The following is a 22,213-nucleotide window of genomic DNA, read 5'->3' as shown; positions in this document are numbered from 1 at the left end:
GGAGTCCGCCTTGATGATAGATAAGCGCTTGAAGTTTCTTAAAACAGAAGATACGTCACCTTCTTGAAGGGAGGGGATATCGGAAACTGCATGCGATTATATGACAAATAGGAAGCGGGGTTAAAATGTCAACATTCAGTACGAAAACCGGGCAATAGGCAGGCCCATTCGAATTTTGAACGCTTATTTTTAATTCATTAAAGGAAACGAAAGGGATGAAGGAATGAGTCGACGGCGCTCAGTGATGTATGGATTTTTAGCTCTTGTCATGTTTTTATCTACCATTTTATTACCGCTTAGTTCTGTTTTAAGTTCTGGGGTAGCATCTGCACATGAAGGTGAAGAGCATGGGCACAAAGTTTTGGCTATTTCCAAAACAACAGGTTTCCGCCATGCATCGATTGATCAAGGAGCTAAAGTAGCACTTCCTGAAATGGCAAAAAAATATGGTTTTGAAATTGACTTTACGGAAAATGCGGCAGATATTAACGCTGCTAATCTTGCTAAGTATGATGTTGTCTTTTTTGTCAGCACGACAGGCAACTTTAGCGATTGGGGTTTGACGGATCAACAGAAGCAAGATTTCATGAATTTCATCAAATCTGGTAAAGGTTATGTAGGCGCACATTCGGCTACAGATACCGGGTATGATTGGCAAGAATATGGCGACTTAACAGGCGCGTACTTCAGTAATCATCCATGGACACAAACAGTCAAGTTCAATGTAGAAGATTCCAATAATCCAGCTACTGCCCACTTGGGTCCCTCCTGGACAGCACTTGAGGAAGTGTACTATTTCAAAGAAAATCCACGGGATAAAGGAAAACATATTCTTTTAAGCTTGGATATGAACAGCAATGGCGTAACGGGAGGACCGTTCGAGGACCATCCGAATGCTTGGTGCAGCCCGGTTCAAAACGGAAGAATGTTCTATACGGCATTAGGTCATCATCCGGAAACTTGGTTCAAAGAGGATTTCCAACAGCATCTTCTCGGAGGTTTGAAATATGCATGGGGAGAAGCGACCGATACAGATTGCGATCAGTCTTCTCCAAAAGGCGGCCTTCAGAAGGTTTCTCTGGTCAAAGGAACGATCGCAAGTCCAGTTGGAATCGATATTTCTAAAAGTGGTGAAATTTTCGTAATCAGCCTTTTCGGTAAAGTGTATACCGTTTCTCAAGAAGGAGATACGAAGGAAATTTTGAACATCCCTACCAACTTGGAGGGTGAACACGGGTTATTGGGTATAGCCCTTGATCCTGATTTTGATTCGAATCATTATATTTATCTGTATTATACAAATCCGGTGAAAACAGCAGAGGGTCAGCTGATTAACAATGTTTCTCGGTTTACCTACGAGAACGGGGGAATTAGTGGAAATACAGAAAAGAACCTGTTAAAAGTAACGTCCGATGTGACCTGCTGCCATCAAGCTGGACACCTTAAATTCGGGCCGGATGGCAAACTGTATTTGACAATAGGAGATAACAACACACCTACACAAGGGCCACAAACCCGTTCCTTTCAGACATCTCAGAACTTGGATGATATGCGTGGAAAAATTCTTCGTTTCAACAAAGACGGTTCTGCATCGAACGACAACCCCTTCTTTACAGGGCAAGGTGGTGCAAGAGATTATGTCTATGCTTGGGGCTTCCGTAACCCATACCGCATTTCTTTTGACACCACAAAAGGAAATGGTAAAACCATCATCTACGAAGGAGATGTGGGTCCCGACGGTACCTTTGCTGGCGGAAGTAACGGCGACTACGATGAATTTAATGCGATAACGGCCCCTGGTCAAAACTTTGGCTGGCCTTATGGGATTGGGGATAAGGTTTATAACAAAAAAGACTATGCTGGAGCCAATAACTTAAATGAAATCAATGATGCTTTATATGCAGAGAAATTTGCCACGACGAAAAAACCGATTGCTTTCTACCCGTATACCAATGATCCAATTTGGGGTCAAGGCGGAAGAACGGCACTGGCTGGTCCCGTTTATGACTACACAGGACCAAACGCAATTCCTGGATTAAAAGGAAAGTTTTTAGCTTATGATTTTACCCGCAATTGGGTTAAAGCGGTTACAACAGATGACAATGGGGAAATTGTCAAAGTCGAAGATTTCTTATCCGGAATGCTTGCTCCGATTGATATGAAATTGGGTCCGGACGGTGCTTTGTATATTGCCGAGTTCGGAAAATCATGGGAATCCGATGAAGACGATGGTATTTCCAAGGTATTCTACGGCCAATTGCACAGAAATCCAGTTATTAAAGCGAAAGCAAGCGTTGTATCAGGCAAAACGCCGTTAACCGTTAATTTTGATACAACGGGAACTACCGATCTGGACGGAGATACGATTTCTTTTGCATGGAATTTTGGAGATGGAACCACATCTCAAGATGCAAATCCGTCTCACACGTACTCGGTCAACGGAAACTATGATGTAACATTGACGGTCACCAATGGAACCGGGAAATTCTCCGTGTGGAACACGAAAATTAGCGCGGGCAACACCGCTCCTGTGGTGAAAATCACATCTCCTGCTACCGGAAGTTTCTTCACGAATGGCGAGACGATCACAGCATCAGCATTCGCAACGGATGAAGAGGATGGACCGATTGCATGCGATAAGATCCAGTGGTCTGTCAACCTGCTTCATGACGCTCACTACCATCCGTTTCCAGGAGCAACGGGTTGTACGCCAACCTTTACATTATTTGATGATGGACATGGACCGGAGGCTAAAATTGCTTGGAATATCGCTGCAACAGTGACCGATAATGGCGCGACAGGAACAACGCCATTAACCAGTTCAGCATCCGTTACTTTTAAGAATAAGCGTCTTCATGCTGCTGACTTTGCAGCAACTGGGGGTAACGCGCCGACTTCACCTGCGGATCAAGGCGTCAAAACAGAGGATACGCAAGATATGTACGGCGGTAAAAATGTTGGGTTCACGGAAGCCAATGATTGGCTCATGTTTAAAGATATCGACATGTCAACGATTAATAAAATGTATTTCCGTATGGCATCTGACTCTGCCAACCTGAACATGGAAGTTCATTTGGATAGTCCAACTGGCGAAAAAGTTGCTGCCATCAAGGAAGCTACAACGAAGGGCTGGCAAAACTGGAAAACATTCAGCAGTGATGTCACTCATGTTCCACATAACGTAATGAAGAATGCTTTAAGCATCACGAATAACGTTTATGGCGAGTCCATAACGAATAACGTTTATGGTCAGTCCGAAAATAATGAAACTATAACCAATAACGTGTATGGCAAGCTTATGACGGCTAATTTGGCAGTGGTTGCTGACAATAGTGACTTCCATGATGTGTACTTTGTCTTCCCGCAAGGTGGAAATAATATCAACTGGATTCAATTTGCATCTCTGGGAGATGCAGCACCTACGGAAGGCTATGTTTGTAACAAAGACTGCGGTCCTGATGGTGGCACTGGAGGCAATCCGACCTATGATCCGAAAGGTGCATTAAGTCGTACGAACTGGGTAGCGAAGGCCAGCCATGGCGAGAACTTTAATACGAACGGTACTCCGCCAGATGATCCGAAAAGCTGCTTGAATTGTGCATTCGACGGCGAATTGTTCTCCCGTTGGAGTACAGGAACGGTCATGAAAGCCGGCATGTGGTATCAAGTTGATCTTGGGGCTGATACGAATATTTCCCGTGTGCTTGTAGACTTCGGATCTCTGTGGACGACGGCACAGCAAGCCAAACATCCGGACTATTTCCGTGGATACCAAATTCAAGTATCGACAGATGCTGAGAACTGGACAACAGTGGCATCAGCGGATACAAACACGGATTATGTCGTTGACAAAACCTTCGGTGAAGTAAAAGCACGTTATGTAAGAATTGTGAATACGAAAGACGATACGACAAATTCCTGGTATGCATCCATCCATGAGCTGTATGTGTTCCTAGCGGCTGCACCAGGTAAAAACTGGACATTTACAACCTTCCCAAGAGGTGGCGGAAACGATGCTAGCAATCCTTCCGACGTGAATCATGTCATCGACGGCAAGATGAACACACGCTGGGATACTGGCGAATACCAAAAACCAGGTGAATGGTTCCAAGTCAACATGGGAGCAGTAAGCACGATTAACGAGGTTGTTCTTGATGCATCAGGTCATACTCAAGACTATCCACGCGGTTACATCATTGAAGTTTCAAGTGATGGTCAAACTTGGAAGAAGGTAGCTGAGAATGCTAACAATACCGACGTGAAAGTCGTTGCAACCTTCAGCCCGGTGAATGCCCAATACGTGAAGATTACACAAACAGGTTCATCTACCGCTAATTATTGGTCGATCGATGAAATGGATATCAAAGTAACCGATCAACCGGTTGTTGAACTGGATGCTGTCCTGACTTCGGATGCGGCAGGTAGAATTTTGTCAGCAGGGGATGAAGTAAAGGTCACGGTATCTGCTAAAGATGCTAAGAAGCTGTTTGCGTCCAAGTTGATGCTCACTTACGACGCTAGCAAGCTTGAGTATGTCAGCAGTGCCCTCAACAGTCAGTTTGGTAAAGAGGGAGATACAGCTGTTCTTGTCCGCAAAGAAGAAACCGGTAAGCTTTCTATGGTTTTGACCGCTCTTGGAGATTTCCAAGGCTTCGACGGTAATGTAGGTTTGGTTGACATTACGTTTAAGCTTAAAGCAGACGGGGCCGCAACCTTGAGCAAGGGAAGCGATTTCTCCGATGTTAACGGTAAATTGACCCAATTGAAAGAGGATAAGATCATTGCATTTGTACTAACCAACCCTGATGTAGACAATGACGGTAAATTGACTGTTGCTGACCTTGTTGCAGTGGCTAAAGCATTTGGTAAAACATCGTTCGATCCGCGATACGATTTGAATCATGACGGAGTTGTCAATATCGAAGACATTGCGTTTGTAGCTAGAAAGTTGCTTGAGTAGCTTTAAGAGGTAGGCACAGCTCTCCCGATACCAGTCCTGTAACGGGACTGGTATCCCATTCATCATTCTTTGAACAAAAAACGGAGGATAAACAATGAGAATAGCCTTTTCTAAAAGGATTATTATAACGTTAAGTGCGGCAGTGCTGATGACCTGTATATTCTCAACCGGCAGGGCCAACGTAAGCCTTGTGCATGCTGAAGAAGCAGGCCAAATGTCTCAGATTAAACTAGGCTCCTTAGGTACTTCTTTCAAGGTGAAGGACGACATTACGGTACCTATCATGGCACTCGATACGACAGAGCTTATGGGCCTGCAATTTGCCATTAAATATGATCCGGGAATCTTTGACTTTATGGAAGGAGATACGGTACTTTCCGGCGGCTTTTATAGTGTAGATGCGAACAGTAATATACTCATTGATGAACAAAACGGCATTCTGAAATATGCGCTAATCAAGAGTCAAATTCCTGGCAAGGATACCATCCCCCAAATAAAGATAGCAGATTTACATTTCAAAGCTCTGAAGGCTGCTGATTCCACGGAGATCAAGATAGATGAAATTATAGCGACTACAGGCTATGCCAAAATTCCGACAAATGCACAGGATGCCAAGCAGATCAAGATAAATGACGACGACGGTAATGGCCCCGTAGACACGGAAAAACCAGTTATTCTCATACAATCCAGCAATGCGACGAATAGCGCGACGTATGTATTAAAAGGTACCGTAACGGATAATGATCCGAAGGTATCGCTAACCATTAATGGTGCGCCGGTAACGTTGAACAATAGCACCTTTGAGAAAAGCTTCACCCTTACGGAAGGAGCTAATTCTTTTACCTTGATTGCTGCGGATAGTGCCGGTAATAAACAAGAGAATACGTTTGTGGTCACCTATACAAAGTCGACAAATCCAGGCGGAAATCCTGGCACAGGTACTGGTGGTGGAGGCGGTGGCGGTGGTGGCAACACAGGAACTGGTACGGGTAGTGGTACCGTGAATTCACAGGATCCTGAGTTTGTATCCGTACAAATTGTTGCTGCAACAGGCGGAACCATTCAGTTGGGAACAAAGGTTAAGGTCGTTATTCCAGCCCATGCCTTAAAAGAGGATGCGAAGATCACGATCCGGCGTCTTGCTGATCTTGATATGGCCAGTGAGGGCGGGCAAGTCCTGCAAATTGGAAGTCGTATTTACGAAATCACGACAACTGGCGATAAAAATTTGAATAAACCAATGGCCCTTTCATTAACGGCAGATCCGAATAAAATCATAAACGGGAAAGAACCAGCGATTTACTACTATCATGAAGATAGGAAGCAATGGATTTATCTTGGCGGACAAGATCATCATGCGATGGGCGAAATTTCAACCGAAATCGATCATTTTGCGAAATTTGCCGTATTTACCGACGAGACTAACGTGAAATTAAACGATGTAAACAACCACTGGGCGGCTGCCTTCATTGATCGTTTGGTCGGAATGAAAGTGATAAATGGCTATGAAGATCAAACCTTCAGACCGGAAAACAATGTGACAAGGGCTGAATTTACCAGCATGATAGTATCCGCTCTAGGCTTGGCAGTTGGAGAAGACGCATCCCCTTCTTTTGCGGATACAGACCAAATTCCAAGCTGGGCCAAGGGATATGTGAAAGCAGCTGTTGATGCTGGAATCATCGAGGGACGTGCCGGAGCAGACGGCGGTACTTATTTTGATGCCGATGCTCTGATCACACGCGCAGAAATGGCGGTAATGATTACAAGAGCGCTGCATACAACGCCAACGGGGCAAGCCTTAAGCTTTACGGACGCGAACGATATTCCAGATTGGGCGAAATTGAGCATTGCGTATCTGGTGAAGGAAGAAATCATTAACGGTTTTGAGGACAACACCTTCCGTTCAAATGCCAATGCTACACGGTCCCAGGCAGCATCGATGATCTACAAGCTGTTGGATGAATTAGGAATTTAATTCAAACTAAGATTCTGTATCCCTCTTCAAGTGTGAAGAGGGATGAGAATCTTTAATGAGGAGCATAGCGGATGAGTAAAAATTCGACCCGGATCGTAGTCACCCTCCTTTTGTTCGTTGCATTCAGTATTGCCATAATGTTCAGCACGTTTCAACCGATGATGCTGGCGGAGGAAGCTCACACGAAAAAAATATCCTTATATGCTACTGATGGGTATGTCCCTATGCCTGATGGAAGTCAAATGTACATTTGGGGGTATTCTTTAGAAAATAAGAAAGGCAGTGCCGTTTATCCGGCGCCAACGATCGAAGTAGAGGAGGGAGATCATGTTGAAATTAACCTCACGAACCTCGGACCTTCGAAGGCGGGGATTCTTCCTGTGGCGCACACCATCCACTCCCATGGATTGGACACAGACCAAATGAACGACGGGGTTCCGCATACCTCCGCACCGGTTTTGGTGGGGCAAAGCTTTACTTACCATTTTAAAGCGAATCATGCGGGCACTTATTTTTATCATTGTCACGTAGATACGGTTGAGCATTTGCAGATGGGGATGACAGGAGCTCTTATTGTAAAAGCAAGTCACGGGGCCAAGCAAGTGTGGACGGGAGGACCGTCCTACGATAAAGAAGTCGTGTTCCATCTGAACGAGATCGACCAGTCCTGGCATGAGGCGGTTGAACAAAGAAAGCTGTATGACCGGACGGTGTTTAAACCGAATTTTTGGACGATGAATGGTGAATTCCAATCCAGTCATGCGGGTTCTTCGATTCGCGCGCTTGCCGGCGAGACCTATTTGATCCGGTTGATTAACTCCGGATATGAAAAACGCACCTTTCATATGAACGGGCGTACTTTTCAAGTTGTAGCATCAGATGGCAGACCTTTAAAGCAAGCCGTTGATAAGCAATCTATCACTTTGGCATCAGCAGAACGCTACGATATTCTAGTCAAATTTGATCAGGCAGGCACCTACCCTGCCCAGTTCGATGGACAGACAAAATAAATGTAACAGGCATTTTGAAGGAGGTGACTGCGATGATTCGTATTACATGGATAAGATGGGGGTTTATACTCACCGCTTTATTTACACTATTCGTTGTAACAACTGCGGTTGCTCATGCAGCTACTGTTAAGAAGATCCAGCTGTACGCTACGGACGGCAATATGACATTAGCGGATGGGAATCAGGTTTATATATGGGGTTACAGTCTCCAAAACAAGCCAGGTACAGCCGTTTTCCCAGGACCTAAGATTGAAGTGGAGGAAGGCGATAGCGTCGAGGTCACGGTAATGAATATTGGTCCAGAAAAAGCCGGGGCTGACTTCCAGGTCCATTCGCTGCATGTAGTTGGCGTTGATGATCAAGCCAAAGCTAGTCCAGCGCTGTCTGTTGGCCAAAGCGATACCCGGCTGATTCATGCTGATCAAGCAGGTTCCCATTTCTACTATTCCTATGATCCCGATAAATATGGGTTACAAATGGGATTGAATGGACCTTTTATTGTGAAAGCAAAGGGTTCGGTCAATCAAGCGTGGACACATGGACCGCGTTTTGATAAAGAATATGTCTTTCACATGAATGAAATTGATCCAGATTGGCACACGGCTGTAGAGGGCGGAAATGTGTATGATCGTCAAAAGTTTCATCCTCGCTTTTGGACGATTAATGGAAAATCATATCCTGATGTGGAGACTGATCCAGCTTCAATGGTTCATGGCCGTGTCGGGGAGAAAATTTTGGTCCGTTTGATTAACCCGGGATTCGATGAACATCCAATGCACCTTCATGGGCATCATTTTCAGGTCATTGCAGAGAATGGCGTGCCGTTGCCTTTGCCCATCGATAAGGACACCGTGGCTGTGGATCCAGGGGAAACCAAGGATATTCTCATTGTGTTTGACCAAAGCGGCCACTTTCCATTTCATAGTCACAAAATTCTGGATAATACGAATGATGGGGTTTATCCAGGCGGTTTACATACGATGACGCATATTGAAGAGGCAGGAAATGCGAACAGTGGCATGATTTCCTTCCAAGTTGGCAGTATGCATGCGATGGTGAACGGTGATCACGTCATGCTCGATACTGCTCCATTTCAGTTGAAAGGGGAGACTTATCTACCTTTCGAGTTGATCGCCGATCAATTCGGCGGCACCTTACAGGCGCTCGCGGAGGATCGCAGTTATACCTACAAGACGGAAAATACCGAGATGTCGTTATGGCTCATTCAAAAACAAGCCATTAGGAATGGACAGCAAATCGAGCTGCCTGCTCCACTCTTGCAGGTGGAAGGAAAAGCGATGGTTCCGCTAAGCGTTATTTCAACCCTTTTATGCCCAAAGGTGAGTGTAGACGGTTCTACGGGTACGATCTCGATTGAGTATAAAACGGGACAGGAATGTCAGAGCCCTGAGCATGATGGGACTACACCTGTTGTAACGGCTGATCCGGTTGGAGCAACGTATCCAACGGCTCAAACCGTGACCTTAACGATTACGGATAACGACCCGGATGCCAAAATCTACTATACGGTTGACGGCTCCACACCTTCGAATGCATCTGCATTATACACATCGCCGATACGGATTGATAAGGATACGACTTTGAAATTTATTGGCATCGATACTTCAGGGAATACAAGCGATGTTAAAACTGAAAGCTATACGATAAAGCCTGTGCCTGAGGTTATAGTCGATGTCTTAAACGACAAGTTCTCCTCGGCCCAAATCACAGTGAAGAAGGGCACGAAAGTTACATGGGTGCTGAAGAGTTCGATGATGCATACCGTCACCGCCTATGACATGTCATTTAACGGTACCATAGATCCGAATGGTGAAACGAGGTTCAGTTATACTTTTACTGATGTAGGAACATTTGGTTATTTTTGCATGGTACATCCGTTTATGACGGGTTCTGTGGTCGTCGAACAATAATAGGGAGAGGAGGGGACGAAACGTGAAAAGGTGGAAAAGTGTATGTTTTCTGCTAGTATGTTCCGTCTTGGTCGGGCTAACCAATGAGGCTTATGCCAGCGGAAAAACGGTTTCGTTTGTTGATGTTAGCTTGGAAGCCGCCGTGAGGGACAAATTGAATAAGTCTGCAGGGGATATCACAGATGATGATATGCAAGGATTGACGGACCTTGATGCGTCGAACAGAGGGATTAAGGATATAAGCGGAATTGAATATGCCATTCATCTCAAGTCTCTTAATTTATCGGGCAATGAAATCAAGGATGCGGCTAAAATTGGCTCATTAACGGACGTGGAGACATTAATACTGAATAACAATCAAATCGCAAATATGGATGCATTCAGCAAGCTGGTTGGTTTAAAGTCTCTTTGGCTGATGAACAATCACATTACTGGGTTGAACGGCGTCAGCGCTTTAAGCCATCTTGAACATCTGTATTTGGCTAATAATCAAATTGACAGCTTGGCTGGATTAGAAGCTTTGCTCCAATTAAAAGAGCTGAATCTAGCGGGAAACCAAATTCATGAGCTTTCGCCATTAACTGCTCTCGACAAGCTGGAATCACTCAATGTGGAAGATAACCAAATTACGGACATTTCCGGGATGGAGTCGTTAGGGCAACTCCAATGGCTTTCATTAGCGTACAATCCGGTAACCCATCTTTCACCCGTTGGTGAATTGGCTCAACTGCAATATATCAATCAACGAGGCTTTGCCGTCTCATCGGATTCAAATGAGTTGCTCAAACGTATGAAGAACCAGGGCGTGATTGTAGAGCGGGCGTTAGTGATCCCCGCCGGCGCCTATCTTTACGATGTGAACCAAGATGCTGTCTCCGATATGAATGATGTTAACGATATGATTAATTATTATCTGGATAAGAACGATATGAGAAATCGCCATGCGGAATTGAAAATCACGGGGAATGAGATCGATGCTGCGCAAATTGACGGAACAGCGTACATCTATGATATCAACCGGGATGGCGTGTTCGATAAGCAGGATATTCAAGATTTAATTGATTTCTATTTGAATTTGAATGATGCGAAAAGCAAACATGCTGAATTTAAACTAATCGTGAAATGAAACGATGGGAGAGGAAGGGAACATTCCACATGAACCAGTTAAGGAAAATCGTGTTAGTGTCGCTTATTTTTCTTCTCTCGTTTTCCAGTCTATCCTTAGCTGCCCCCCATACAATCTCTGATGCTAATGGACATATCGTCGTGGAGGGGTTGCGGCAAGGGAATCAGGTGAAGCTGTCATTGTCCTATCAGAACCTTAGCGCGGATTTTACCGGATTTCAGGCAGAGATGAAGCTTCCGGAGCAGTTGGATGAGAAGAGCGGGATCTTTAGCACGGATAACACGGTCATCCAATCCAGCGCGGCAGACAATTATGATACTACGACAGACTTGTATAAGCTGGTCGTCTTAAGTCCGGAGCTATCCTCGCAGCCCCAAGGGAGAAGCGGGAAAATCGGTGATATCACTTTTCAGTATAAAGCAGGTCAAGAAAGAGATGAGCTCAGCTTTATGTTGAAGAGTATTCGCGTATACGGCGGATGGAATCCAATCATCTTCAAGCAAAATGAGGAGTTTCAAATGTCCGTGACTGTACCTTCCGAGGAGTTTCAGCTCTTTATTGACAAGGACACTGAGCTTGCAGAGCCTGGTGAAGTATTCCGTCTAGTCATCAAGGCAGAGGCAGATGACCTTTATGGGTTTGACATGTATTTGGATTACAATCCAGCGCTTGTACAGTTGGAAGGTTCGCCGAATCTGCATGGAGATTTTGGGGTTCAGAACCAGACAGCTTCCCTATTCTACAGTGACCAAGATGGAAAAATGAGAATCATTGGTACTCGATTAGGTGTTGAACAAGGGGTAAACGGTAAAGTTGGCTTAGTTGAATTGAAATTTAAAGCGAAAGACGGGCATGGCTTATCGCGCTTTGTTATCGGTCAGGGCAGCAAGTTCTCCGACTCAAACGGCGGCATCCAAAGCCCAGCAGCAGATTATGCGGGCAGTGTTGCTCTTGCCAATCCGGATATTAATGGGGATGGACATCTGGCAGTTAATGATCTGATTCGGATCGCTCAAGCTAACGGTAAAACTTCCACCGACAGCGGATTTGATGAGCGTCTCGACATGAATCTGGATGGAAAAATCAATATTTTGGATATTGCCTATGTGGCCTATAAATTATTGAAATAGCGGGGGGCTTTATCAAAATGGCAAGAAAAACATTTTGGTTCATGACGGGCGCTTTAGCGCTGCTGGTTGCAGTTATCGGTATAGGGCAATGGAAAGGGATAGAAACGACATGGGCTGATTCACAAGTAAACGGCCCTAATGAAATTACGGGAAGCAGCAGTGAAGCGATCGCTGAATTAAAGCGCATTATTCATTCTGACGATCAAAACTTTGTGTACTTGTATAAATCAAATTGCGGGCTCTGCACCAAGCTGGAGCCCGTCATTTCAGCGGCTGCCGAGAAAAAGGGCGTTAAGCTGTATCGTTTTAATTTGACGAATTATAGCGGCGCACTGGACTTGAAAAATGAAAAGGGCTTGCCGCTCATCCATTTCTATAAGGAGCTTCCTGCCGTAGCGTATTACAATAAAGGCTGGCTAATCGCATGGATTGAAGGCGATGAGAGCGACAAGAAATATGAGGAATTCTATGAACATTTCCAGTTTGGAGATGACGATGGACATGATAATGGGAAAGGACACGAACATGGGAATGGGCATGAACACGCGAATATGAAATGAGAATCAACCATTCAATCTCATTTTCGTGATTTTAGTGAAGTGACGAAACTTGGAATAAATTGCCGGATCCCTCTCTATTTGATACAATATGTATCAAATAGAGAGGGAAACCCCGAAATTTCGAGTTCTATATTTCACGTTTATGGATTGGATTATGAGCTTGTGGTGCTGTGGGAATTCAAAAAATGACAAAAGGAGTGGGGAAATCCAAATCAGATGGGGACCATTTTTTTAGATACACCTCGCTTCCTATCAGCCGTACAAGTTCGTTCCGAGCACTTGGCAGAGTTCTCTTTTTCTTCCAACCCACACACAGAAATCTTTTTACTTCAAGAAGGGCGTGGCGAGTTTTATAACGGCGACCAAATGCAATCGATTCTTGAAGGAGATTTACTTGTCATTCATCCAGACATGGAATATGGTATGCGACCAACTACGGGTACATCCTTTCGAGGTATTTTAATTTCGATTTCTGGGGTATTCATTTCAGGCTTGCCGGAAGGTCGGCTGCTTGATCAGGATGCGCTGCCGTTATTAAGAATGGAGACAGAGTTCGACAACTTCAATCGATTTTTCTCGGATATCTATAAGGAAGCTTGCACACCTGCGATAGGGTCATCGGAGATTATTGCTTCTTTGCTTCAAACCTTTCTCATTATGCTATTTCGATTTACAGACCACAGACCGCGCTCAACTTCGATTTCTATTCCACAAATTGTAAAGGCTTACATAGAAGAAAATTATGTCAGGGATCTCTCCTTAAATGATTTAGCAAGCGTTGTTTATGTAAGCCCGTATCATTTGGCCCATTTATTTAAAGTGGAAATGGGCATTTCACCTATCCAATATTTGATTAAATGCAGAATCGATAAAGCCAAAAGATTGCTGACGGGGACGACTCTTTCCGTACAGGATGTCGCCTTGCAGGTCGGGTACCCGAATTCCAACTATTTTAATCTCCTGTTTAAGAAAACAACGGGCGAATCGCCAGGAAAGTTTAGAAAGCAATCCTAGCCCAACCTTCGGCGGCTTAGTTTCCGATCATTGGGCTAGGGTGCTGAGATAAAGATGAATATAGAGGATGTGGATGGATGCTCCTGGATATGCAAAATATTAACAAGTCATTTTTTGGGGTTAAAGTACTGGATGGCGTTAATTTTCATCTGGGGCATGGAGAAGTGCATGCGTTGATTGGCGGCAACGGAGCCGGCAAATCAACACTGGTGAAAATGATTTCTGGCTTTCATCAACCCGATGAAGGCGAAATTAGAATCGAGGGCAAACGGGTTCATATTAACTCGTCCATTGAAGCACAGCAATTAGGCGTGTCGATCATTTATCAGGATCCAGCGCTCGTACAAGATATGAGTATTGCTGAGAACATATTTCTTGGTGTGGAGCCGAGGGTTTTTGGCCTATTTGCGAACCATCGTAAGATGAAAAGGGATGCAAAGAACATTATGAAGTCGTTAGGCTACATGCATCATCCCGGCACTCTGGTCCGCCATCTATCGCTTAGCGAGCAGCATGCTGTTGCGATCGCAAAAGCAATATCAAAGCGTGCGCGCATTTTAATTATGGATGAACCTACGGCTAGCTTAACGGATATGGAAAGAGAACGTTTATTTCTACTGATCCGTTCTTTTAAGGAAGAAGGCATTGGCATTATCTATATTACACACCGCTTGGAGGAGCTGTACAACATCTGTGACCGGATTACCATTCTTCGAGATGGAAAACACGTGATTACGCGCGATTTGAAAGGATTAGGTGAAAATGATGTTATTCGGTTTATGCTTGGCAGAGAGCTGAAATATTTATTCCCACAGGTCACGCATGAGAAAGGAAAAGAGCTTCTCCGTGTAAAGGGACTTACCCGCAAGCCCTGGTTTAAGAATATACAATTTCAGTTGTATGAGGGGGAAATTCTTGGATTTGCTGGTTTGGTCGGTTCAGGAAGAACAGAGCTCGCGAAGACGATCTTCGGGGAGCTGAAAAGAGATTCCGGCGAGGTGATCTGGAAGGGAAAGGAGGTTCGTTTTCGTGGCCCACGCGAAGCAATCCAGCATCGTTTTGGTTTCGTGAATCGGGATCGATTAGGTAAAGGATTGTTTCCAGATATGAATATTTCCCAAAACTTGACCATATCAGGTCTGGACCATTTACATAAATGGCAGTTTCTTCTGTTTAAAGAGGAGCAAGACAAAGCTCTGGATGCGATCCTCCAACTGAGCATCAACATCCAAGGGCCAGACCAGAAGGTAAAGTACCTTAGCGGCGGAAATCAGCAAAAGGTTACCCTGGGCAGATGGCTGGTTGCGGATTGTGACTTATATTTCCTGGATGAACCCACCCAAAGTATTGACGTAGGCGCTAAAACGGAAATGTATGCCTCTATCCACGATCTTGTGGAGGAAGGCAAAGGCATGATCATCATTTCCTCGGATTTATCAGAGCTGCTGGGCATTTGTACTCGTATTTTAGTCATGCATGAAGGCCATATTGTGGATGAAATGACGCGCTTGGAAGCAACGGAGGAAAGAATTACCCAATCAGCATCAGGTATGACACGTACACCCAGATCGGAGGCACAAGAAATTGAATAAGAGATACGGCTTGCCTTTGAGAGCTAATCAACCGGGACTGGCCTGGAGGTTCATACAGAAGAATCATGTCTTTCTCATTATCGTCGTTTTTTTCGTCATCGCTTCTGTGTCGAGTGATTACTTCCTATCTTGGGAAAATCTGATGAACTTGTTTCGTCAAGCATCCGTTGTCGGCATGATTGCGCTTGGCGTCCATTTCGTTATTTTACTAGGTATGGTCGACTTTTCAGTAGGCTCGATTCTAGTCTTCTCGGGATCCATCATTATGGTTTTACAAGGTATCGATGGATTTGGCATTTGGTTATCCATTCTTGCAGGTGTTATAGCGGGAATGCTTCTTGGTCTCTTGAACGGGGTGATTGTCGTTTATGGGAAGGTCCCCTCTTTCATTACTACCTTAGGGATGATGTTCGCCGTTCGATCCATTTCACTTTGGTACGCTTCAGGCGGTGCCCTGCAAGGCAAGTATAGCCAGTATACAGCTCTAGGACATGACTATACATTAGGCATTCCAAATATTCTATTTCCGCTTATTCTTGCCGCGATTTTGGCCCATGTCGTGTTATCACGCACCTTACTGGGAAGGTACATTTATGCGGTTGGCAATAATCGTATTGCAGCCTTTTTATCCGGTACACCTATGCACTGGGTGACGATCATTGCCTTTGGTATTAGCGGACTGGCGGCAGGAGTTGGAGCCGTTCTGGAAACCTCAAGGTTGAACTCCATTTCTACGTCTTCCTCAGCAACTACCTATGAACTAGATGTCATTGCGGCTATTGTCATTGGGGGCGCTAATTTATCGGGCGGAAAAGGGACAATCTGGGGCACCGCTTGCGGTGTGCTCATTCTAAGCATGATTAGCAACTACATGAATCTTGAAAATGTGTCGCCTTACCTACAAGGCATTCTTAAGGGAATCCTCATGCTGGCCGTCTTATACAAACAAAAGAAAATGGATTAGAGGCGTCTGTGATTCCGCAGGAAAGTGAAGTTTTAACACCGTTTTATTCATTGTTGCCAAGGGTCAAAACCTCTATCATCAAAGTATGGATGGTGAGAAGAGGAGGAGAATCAAGGGATGCTGGTAATGAAAAATATTAGTAAAGCTTTCAATGGCATGAACGCGCTTGCTAACGTGAATCTGGTGTTAAAACGGGGTGAAGTACTTGCATTAGTGGGAGAGAATGGCGCAGGCAAATCTACCTTGATGAAAATACTCGCGGGCATTCATGAACCGGATGAAGGAGAAATTCTGCTGGATGGAAAACAGGTGAAAATCCATTCTCCTACGAGTTCTCAGAAGCTGGGTATTGGTATTATTCATCAGGAATTGAATTTAATCTCCCATATGACGGTTGCAGAGAATGTGTTTTTGGGGAGAGAGCCTCGCAAGCTGGGCATTTTCACGGATAAGGAAAACATGGTTGCCGAAACGCGGCAGCTCCTGGAAAGCTTCCATTTGGATCTGGACCCCAACGCAAAGATTCATTCATTGAGTATAGGTCAACAACAAATTGTTGAAATTGTGAAAGCGCTATCGCTTGACGCAAGCATCCTCATTATGGATGAACCCACAGCCGTACTTGAAGAAAGAGAAAGCGCCCGGTTATTTGAACTGATTCGCAAGTTTAAAGAAAGAGGCACCTCCATTATTTATATCTCTCATCGCTTAAACGAGTTGCGCCTGTTCTGTGACACAGTAACCGTTATGCGCGACGGACAGCATGTAACGACATTACCGATGTCAGAGCTAACCGAACGTTCGATAGCTAATCTAATGGTAGGCCGTGAATTGAATGAATTATTCCCATCCAAAGCTTCAAAATTCGGTGAAGAAGTATTAAAGGTAGAAAATTTGTCACTTAAGCCTTATTTCGACAATGTGAATTTCAGCATACGCAAAGGTGAAGTTGTAGGCTTCTCGGGGCTAGTTGGCGCAGGTAGAACGGAATTGGCCCGTACTTTATTCGGCGATTGGAAGCCAGATACGGGAAGGGTGTATTGGAAAGGAAAACAGGTCCATTTGCGTAATCCCGTAGACGCGGTTGCATTGGGGTTTGGTTTCGCCACAGAGGATAGAAAACAATCCGGGTTATTTCTAGATATGAGTATTGCGCAAAATATTACCATCGCAGTTCCGAAAAAAGTGAGCAAATGGCAGGTGATTAACCGAAAAACCGAGGATCAAACCGTAGACCGGAAGGTGAAGGAATTAAATATTAAAGTAAATAAAGTAACCCAGCCTGTGAAGAGCCTGAGTGGCGGTAATCAGCAAAAAGTAGTCATCGCCAAATGGTTGGCAACGGACTGTGAACTCTTCATCCTGGATGAGCCGACAAGAGGCATTGATGTAGGAGCCAAGAGTGAAATCTATCATCTAATCTCGCAATTTGCGGCGGAAGGAAAAGCAGTCATTGTCATCTCATCGGAGTTGCCGGAGCTTCTTGGATTATGCAACCGTATTCTAGTCATGCATCGAGGGACTATTCATGGAGAATTAGATCATACAGAAGCCAATGAACAAAAAATAATGGCATTAGCAGCCGGAATAGCGGAGGGAATGTAGTGGTAAAAGTAGCTGATTTGAGTGCACCCCCTGCCTCTAAAAACAGATTTGGGGTAAAAGTAATTTGGGAACAATACAGTGTCATTTTTGCTTTTATTGTACTTGTTGTGTTGGCCTCTGTTCTAAGTGAGCATTTCCTCAGTGTGGCTAACATTACCAATGTATTAAGACAAATTTCAATCGTAGGCATTATATCTGTAGGCATGACGTTTGTCATTATTTTAGGAGGCATTGATTTATCCGTCGGTTCCATCCTGGCGTTATCCGGTATGGTGATTATGGCTGCGCAGGTCACTTACCATTTGCCGATTGGTATCTCGATTTTGCTAGGCTTGGCGATGGGTATTATCCTCGGGCTCATTAACGGATTTATGATTACCTATGGCAAAATCACAGCCTTTATCGCCACGCTCGCTATGATGACTATTGCGAGGTCACTCGCACTTTATTATGCGGATGCAGGCGCGATATCAGGAATGAATGCAAACTATGCAAAAATTGGTAACGGCTATTTACTCGGAATTCCTTATCCTGTGTTGATCTTCGCGTTTATTGTGTTCATATCCTTTGTCGTATTAGAAAAGACAGTCTTCGGCAGACATATTTATGCCGTGGGCGGCAACAGACAGTCAGCACGTTTATCGGCGATTTCGGTCATACGTGTGACGATCATTTCTTACATGATTTGTGGATTCACCGCGGCTATTGGCTCGATCATAGAAACCTCACGCTTAAATTCAATTTCGACTTCAAGCTCAGGGAATATGTATGAGTTGGATGCGATAGCTGCTGTAATCATAGGTGGGGCCAGCCTATCCGGAGGGCGGGGCCGCATCATTGGTACCCTATTTGGTGTTCTGATCTTAGGGGTTTTGAGTAATGTCATGAATTTGCTTAATATTTCACCCTATCTGCAGGGGGTGGTCAAAGGGCTGATTATTATCGCAGCCGTTATGCTTCAAAAGAAAGAATAGCAAGCCATTCCAAATTTATTCTCAGGAGGTCTACTATGTTAAAGAAAAAATGGTTTCATACCGTAGTTGTCATGATTAGCTTAACAGGTGTGTTAGCGGGTTGTACGACATCGGATAAAGCGGTATCTACAACAACGGAGCCTGCGGAAAAAGCGACTGAAACGCAGAATGTAACGGCAGCTGGAGGCGAATACACGTTAGGGATTTCGGTGCCTTCAGCTGACCACGGATGGATGGGTGCTCTCGTAGCGAATGCGAAAGCGGAAGCACAGAAGCACAAAAACGTGAAGCTGATTATGTACACAGCGAGTGATCCTGCTAAACAGACCTCGGATATTGAGGATTTGATCACGAAAAAAGTAAATGCCATTGTTATGCTGCCAATTGAGTCCGCCGCATTAACACCAGCTGCTGATAAAATTGCAAAAGCCAACATTCCTTTGGTTGTTATTGATCGCGCTGTAAATACAGAGAACTATCGTACGTATATCGGTGGAGATAACTACGGGATTGGTTTCGGGGATGCCAAGTATTTGGTAGCCGAGATGACGAAGCGTAATGGAAAACCAGAGGGAAAAGTGGTAGAAATTTCCGGGGTTCCATCTACGGTTACCGATCTCAGATCGAAGGGTTTCCGCGATTACATCAAAGATTATCCAGGTATTCAGATCGTTGCTACACAGCCAGGTGATTTTACAAGAGAAAAAGCCTTGAAATCAATGGAAAATATTTTACAGGCCAATGCGAAAATTGATGGCGTTTACTCGCAAGATGATGATATGACGATTGGTATCGTTCAAGCTATTCGTGATGCGAAGCGTGATAAGGAAATGTTTATTGTAAGCTCAGGCGGCGAGAAAGAAATTTATCAAATGATGAAGGAAAAACAAAAGCCTGATGTGATTGTATCCTTAACGTATTCACCGACGATGAGCGGTTCAGCTGTTAATTTGGCTGTTAAGCTGTTAGAGGGCAAAGGTGTCGAGGGCTTCTGGGAGAAAAGCATTCCTCATCATATTATTTTGGATGCCGCTCCAGTTACACCGGAAAATGTTGATCAATATTATAAAGCAGATGCAAACTACTAAAATTTGCAGGAGAGTGTTTCTATGAAACTGGGCGTATTTGCAGTACTATATGGCGAGAAAACGCTCGAGTCAGCTCTTGATCTTGTTCAAAAGGCTGGATTGCAAACCGTAGAAATCGGAACAGGGGGATATGTGGGCAAAGCCCACATATCGCCTTCCGAGATTTTACGCGATGCAAGCAAGATCGCTGATTTGAAACGAATGGTAGAGCAGCGAGGTCTATCGATTAGCGCTTTAAGCTGCCATGGAAATCCGCTTCATCCGAAAGCAGCCATTGCGGCTGAGCATCATGAAGATTTTCAGAATACCGTGCGTCTGGCGGAAGCTTTGGGTGTTGAAACGGTCATCACTTTCTCAGGATGTCCCGGTGATTCCGACACGTCCCAGAGTCCATCGTGGGTCACTTGTCCATGGCCACCTGACTTTCTCGAAGTACTGGACTGGCAGTGGTCGCAGAAAACAATTCCTTACTGGCGTGAGCAATCCGCCTTCTGCAGGCAGCATGGCGTTCGCGTAGCGATTGAGGCTCATCCGGGCTTCGTTGTATACAACACAGAGACAGCTCTGCGTCTTCGTCAAGAAACCGGTGATAATATCGGTGTTAACTTTGACCCTTCCCATTTATTTTGGCAGGGGATGGACCCTGAAGAGTGCATTAAGAAGCTCGGAAAATCGATCTTCCATGTGCATGCCAAAGACACGAGGATCGATGCGCGCAATACTTCGTTAAATGGTGTCCTCGATGTAAAGCCTTACAGCAATGAGCTTGAACGTTCATGGATTTTCCGTACGATTGGCTATGGGAACGATATGGATGTGTGGAAAGGAATCATCAGCACGTTGCGCAAGGTAGGCTATGACGGAGCGATTAGCATTGAACACGAAGATAGCTTGATGTCGACCGATGAGGGCTTCAAGAAAGCTGCGGATTTCCTGAAAGGGATCATCATCGGTGAACAGGCAGGTGAAATGTGGTGGGCTTAAAACCTGTGATCCATGTGGGGATGGTTGGTTACAAATTTATGGGCAAGGCTCACAGCCATGCTTATAAGGATGTGGGCATGTTCTTTGAACTTGATGCAGATGTTGCTATGCAAGCCATCTGTGGTCGCGATAAGGATGGCGTACAGGCTGCTGCTGAGAAATTCGGCTGGTCTAGTTATGAAACCGATTGGCAGCGTTTAATCCATAGGGATGATATTGATTTAATTGATGTAAATGCTCCAAGCAATGCACATAAAGAGATTGTACTCGGGGCTGTTAAGGCCGGTAAACATGTGTTCTGCGAGAAGCCTCTAGCCTTGACGCTTGCTGATGCTAGAGAGATGCTGCAGGCAGCAGAACAATCGGGTGTCAAGCATGCAATTTGCTTCAATTATCGTTTCCTGCCTGCCGTACAGTTGGCCAAACAAATCCTTACGGAAGGCCAAATTGGGGATATTCATCATTACAGAGCAACCTACTTGCAGGATTGGTTGGCGGATCCCGAATTTCCATTAGCCTGGCGCCTCAATAAAGAGGTCGCCGGTTCAGGTTCGCATGGGGATTTAAATGCCCATTGTATTGATTTAGCTCGTTTCCTGATCGGTGACTTTGAACGCGTAGTCGGACACAGCAAAACGTTCGTACATAAGCGTCCAATCCCCGCATCAAGCCAGGGTCTTACAGCCGTAGCATCGGATGAGATGGGCGATGTCACGGTGGATGATGCGACGTCATTTTTGGCTGAATTTAAGAATGGCGCAATGGGGACATTCGAAGCAACTCGTTTTGCCTATGGTCGGAAAAATTACCAAACCTTTGAAATATACGGCAGTAAAGGCGCCATACGATTCAATTTGGAACGACTCAATGAATTGGAAGTTTACTTTAAAGACGATCCGCCGCACCTTCAAGGATACCGTACTATCCTTGTAACAGAAGGCGTGCATCCCTATACCGCCAATTGGTGGCCGCCAGGTCATACGATCGGGTATGAGCATGCTTTCATCCATCTGGTGTATGAATACATGCAGAGCATCGTAAATGGTACTGATTTTGCGCCTAATTTCTATGATGGTGTGCAGTGTCAGCAAGTACTGGAAGCTGTGGATCAGTCGATTGAGAAAGGCGCATGGGTGCGCGTTGAGGAAGTATAGAACGGAATTATTTGATAACAACGTCTAAGTCGGGGCCTCCGATCTTAGGCGTTTTGTTTGATTTCAAATAAATGTTCTACGGTTTATATTAGAAGATTTCTATGCAAAATTATCTCTATTCGCAAATCCACAGGGCTGCTAAG

At 44.8% G+C, this 22,213-nt stretch carries 15 protein-coding genes; all 15 read left to right on the top strand.

Annotated elements, in window-relative coordinates:
* Positions 1-223 precede the first annotated feature (223 nt).
* Positions 224-4,960 (top strand): ThuA domain-containing protein, encoded by a 4,737-nt coding sequence (locus ACKTT9_RS30100; protein WP_407868870.1) that lies wholly within the window; start codon positions 224-226, stop codon positions 4,958-4,960.
* A gap of 94 nt (positions 4,961-5,054) precedes the next feature.
* Positions 5,055-6,938: an S-layer homology domain-containing protein gene (locus ACKTT9_RS30095; RefSeq protein WP_407868869.1), complete on the top strand. Its 1,884-nt coding sequence runs from the start codon at positions 5,055-5,057 to the stop codon at positions 6,936-6,938.
* Between the two features lie 71 nt (positions 6,939-7,009).
* Positions 7,010-7,948, top strand: coding sequence for a multicopper oxidase family protein (locus tag ACKTT9_RS30090; protein ID WP_407868868.1), 939 nt, complete (start codon positions 7,010-7,012; stop codon positions 7,946-7,948).
* Positions 7,949-7,980: 32 nt separating this feature from the next.
* On the top strand, positions 7,981-9,879 hold the full coding sequence (locus ACKTT9_RS30085; protein ID WP_407868867.1) for a stalk domain-containing protein: 1,899 nt from the start codon (positions 7,981-7,983) through the stop codon (positions 9,877-9,879).
* Positions 9,880-9,901: 22 nt separating this feature from the next.
* The gene (locus ACKTT9_RS30080; protein ID WP_407868866.1) at positions 9,902-11,005 is read left to right on the top strand and encodes a leucine-rich repeat domain-containing protein; all 1,104 of its coding nucleotides are present in this window, start codon (positions 9,902-9,904) and stop codon (positions 11,003-11,005) included.
* Between the two features lie 29 nt (positions 11,006-11,034).
* The gene (locus tag ACKTT9_RS30075; protein WP_407868865.1) at positions 11,035-12,135 is read left to right on the top strand and encodes a cohesin domain-containing protein; all 1,101 of its coding nucleotides are present in this window, start codon (positions 11,035-11,037) and stop codon (positions 12,133-12,135) included.
* A gap of 17 nt (positions 12,136-12,152) precedes the next feature.
* Complete coding sequence (locus ACKTT9_RS30070; RefSeq protein WP_407868864.1) at positions 12,153-12,695, top strand: hypothetical protein; 543 nt, start codon at positions 12,153-12,155, stop codon at positions 12,693-12,695.
* Between the two features lie 216 nt (positions 12,696-12,911).
* The gene (locus tag ACKTT9_RS30065) at positions 12,912-13,709 is read left to right on the top strand and encodes a helix-turn-helix domain-containing protein (protein WP_407868863.1); all 798 of its coding nucleotides are present in this window, start codon (positions 12,912-12,914) and stop codon (positions 13,707-13,709) included.
* A gap of 77 nt (positions 13,710-13,786) precedes the next feature.
* Positions 13,787-15,301 carry a sugar ABC transporter ATP-binding protein gene (locus tag ACKTT9_RS30060; protein WP_407868862.1) on the top strand — a complete coding sequence of 505 codons (1,515 nt, stop codon included), beginning with the start codon at positions 13,787-13,789 and terminating at the stop codon, positions 15,299-15,301.
* Complete coding sequence (locus ACKTT9_RS30055; RefSeq protein WP_407868861.1) at positions 15,294-16,265, top strand: ABC transporter permease; 972 nt, start codon at positions 15,294-15,296, stop codon at positions 16,263-16,265. The genes ACKTT9_RS30060 and ACKTT9_RS30055 overlap by 8 nt, the downstream gene beginning before the upstream one ends.
* 117 nt (positions 16,266-16,382) lie before the next feature.
* Positions 16,383-17,870: a sugar ABC transporter ATP-binding protein gene (locus tag ACKTT9_RS30050; protein WP_407868860.1), complete on the top strand. Its 1,488-nt coding sequence runs from the start codon at positions 16,383-16,385 to the stop codon at positions 17,868-17,870.
* On the top strand, positions 17,870-18,844 hold the full coding sequence (locus ACKTT9_RS30045; RefSeq protein ID WP_407868859.1) for an ABC transporter permease: 975 nt from the start codon (positions 17,870-17,872) through the stop codon (positions 18,842-18,844). The genes ACKTT9_RS30050 and ACKTT9_RS30045 overlap by 1 nt, the downstream gene beginning before the upstream one ends.
* A 35-nt stretch (positions 18,845-18,879) precedes the next feature.
* Positions 18,880-19,932, top strand: a complete 1,053-nt coding sequence (locus tag ACKTT9_RS30040) for a substrate-binding domain-containing protein (protein ID WP_407868858.1) — start codon at positions 18,880-18,882, stop codon at positions 19,930-19,932.
* A gap of 21 nt (positions 19,933-19,953) precedes the next feature.
* Positions 19,954-20,916, top strand: coding sequence for a sugar phosphate isomerase/epimerase family protein (locus ACKTT9_RS30035; protein ID WP_407868857.1), 963 nt, complete (start codon positions 19,954-19,956; stop codon positions 20,914-20,916).
* A gap of 20 nt (positions 20,917-20,936) precedes the next feature.
* Positions 20,937-22,070: a Gfo/Idh/MocA family protein gene (locus tag ACKTT9_RS30030; RefSeq protein ID WP_407873145.1), complete on the top strand. Its 1,134-nt coding sequence runs from the start codon at positions 20,937-20,939 to the stop codon at positions 22,068-22,070.
* Positions 22,071-22,213: the final 143 nt, after the last annotated feature.

Source organism: Paenibacillus sp. P36 (assembly GCF_045866505.1).
Classification (GTDB): domain Bacteria; phylum Bacillota; class Bacilli; order Paenibacillales; family NBRC-103111; genus Paenibacillus_E; species Paenibacillus_E chondroitinus.
Note: the sequence above shows the minus strand (reverse complement) of the source record. Positions and strands in the feature narration are given on the sequence as shown.

Excerpts from the sequence above, each read along its gene's own strand:
- ACKTT9_RS30075 (WP_407868865.1), top strand. The coding sequence starts at position 11,035 with ATGAACCAGTTAAGGAAAATCGTGTTAGTGTCGCTTATTTTTCTTCTC.
- ACKTT9_RS30050 (WP_407868860.1), top strand. The coding sequence starts at position 16,383 with ATGCTGGTAATGAAAAATATTAGTAAAGCTTTCAATGGCATGAACGCG.
- ACKTT9_RS30040 (WP_407868858.1), top strand. The coding sequence starts at position 18,880 with ATGTTAAAGAAAAAATGGTTTCATACCGTAGTTGTCATGATTAGCTTA.
- ACKTT9_RS30095 (WP_407868869.1), top strand. The coding sequence starts at position 5,055 with ATGAGAATAGCCTTTTCTAAAAGGATTATTATAACGTTAAGTGCGGCA.
- ACKTT9_RS30065 (WP_407868863.1), top strand. The coding sequence starts at position 12,912 with ATGGGGACCATTTTTTTAGATACACCTCGCTTCCTATCAGCCGTACAA.
- ACKTT9_RS30035 (WP_407868857.1), top strand. The coding sequence starts at position 19,954 with ATGAAACTGGGCGTATTTGCAGTACTATATGGCGAGAAAACGCTCGAG.
- ACKTT9_RS30090 (WP_407868868.1), top strand. The coding sequence starts at position 7,010 with ATGAGTAAAAATTCGACCCGGATCGTAGTCACCCTCCTTTTGTTCGTT.
- ACKTT9_RS30030 (WP_407873145.1), top strand. The coding sequence starts at position 20,937 with ATGGTTGGTTACAAATTTATGGGCAAGGCTCACAGCCATGCTTATAAG.
- ACKTT9_RS30060 (WP_407868862.1), top strand. The coding sequence starts at position 13,787 with ATGCTCCTGGATATGCAAAATATTAACAAGTCATTTTTTGGGGTTAAA.
- ACKTT9_RS30100 (WP_407868870.1), top strand. The coding sequence starts at position 224 with ATGAGTCGACGGCGCTCAGTGATGTATGGATTTTTAGCTCTTGTCATG.
- ACKTT9_RS30085 (WP_407868867.1), top strand. The coding sequence starts at position 7,981 with ATGATTCGTATTACATGGATAAGATGGGGGTTTATACTCACCGCTTTA.
- ACKTT9_RS30070 (WP_407868864.1), top strand. The coding sequence starts at position 12,153 with ATGGCAAGAAAAACATTTTGGTTCATGACGGGCGCTTTAGCGCTGCTG.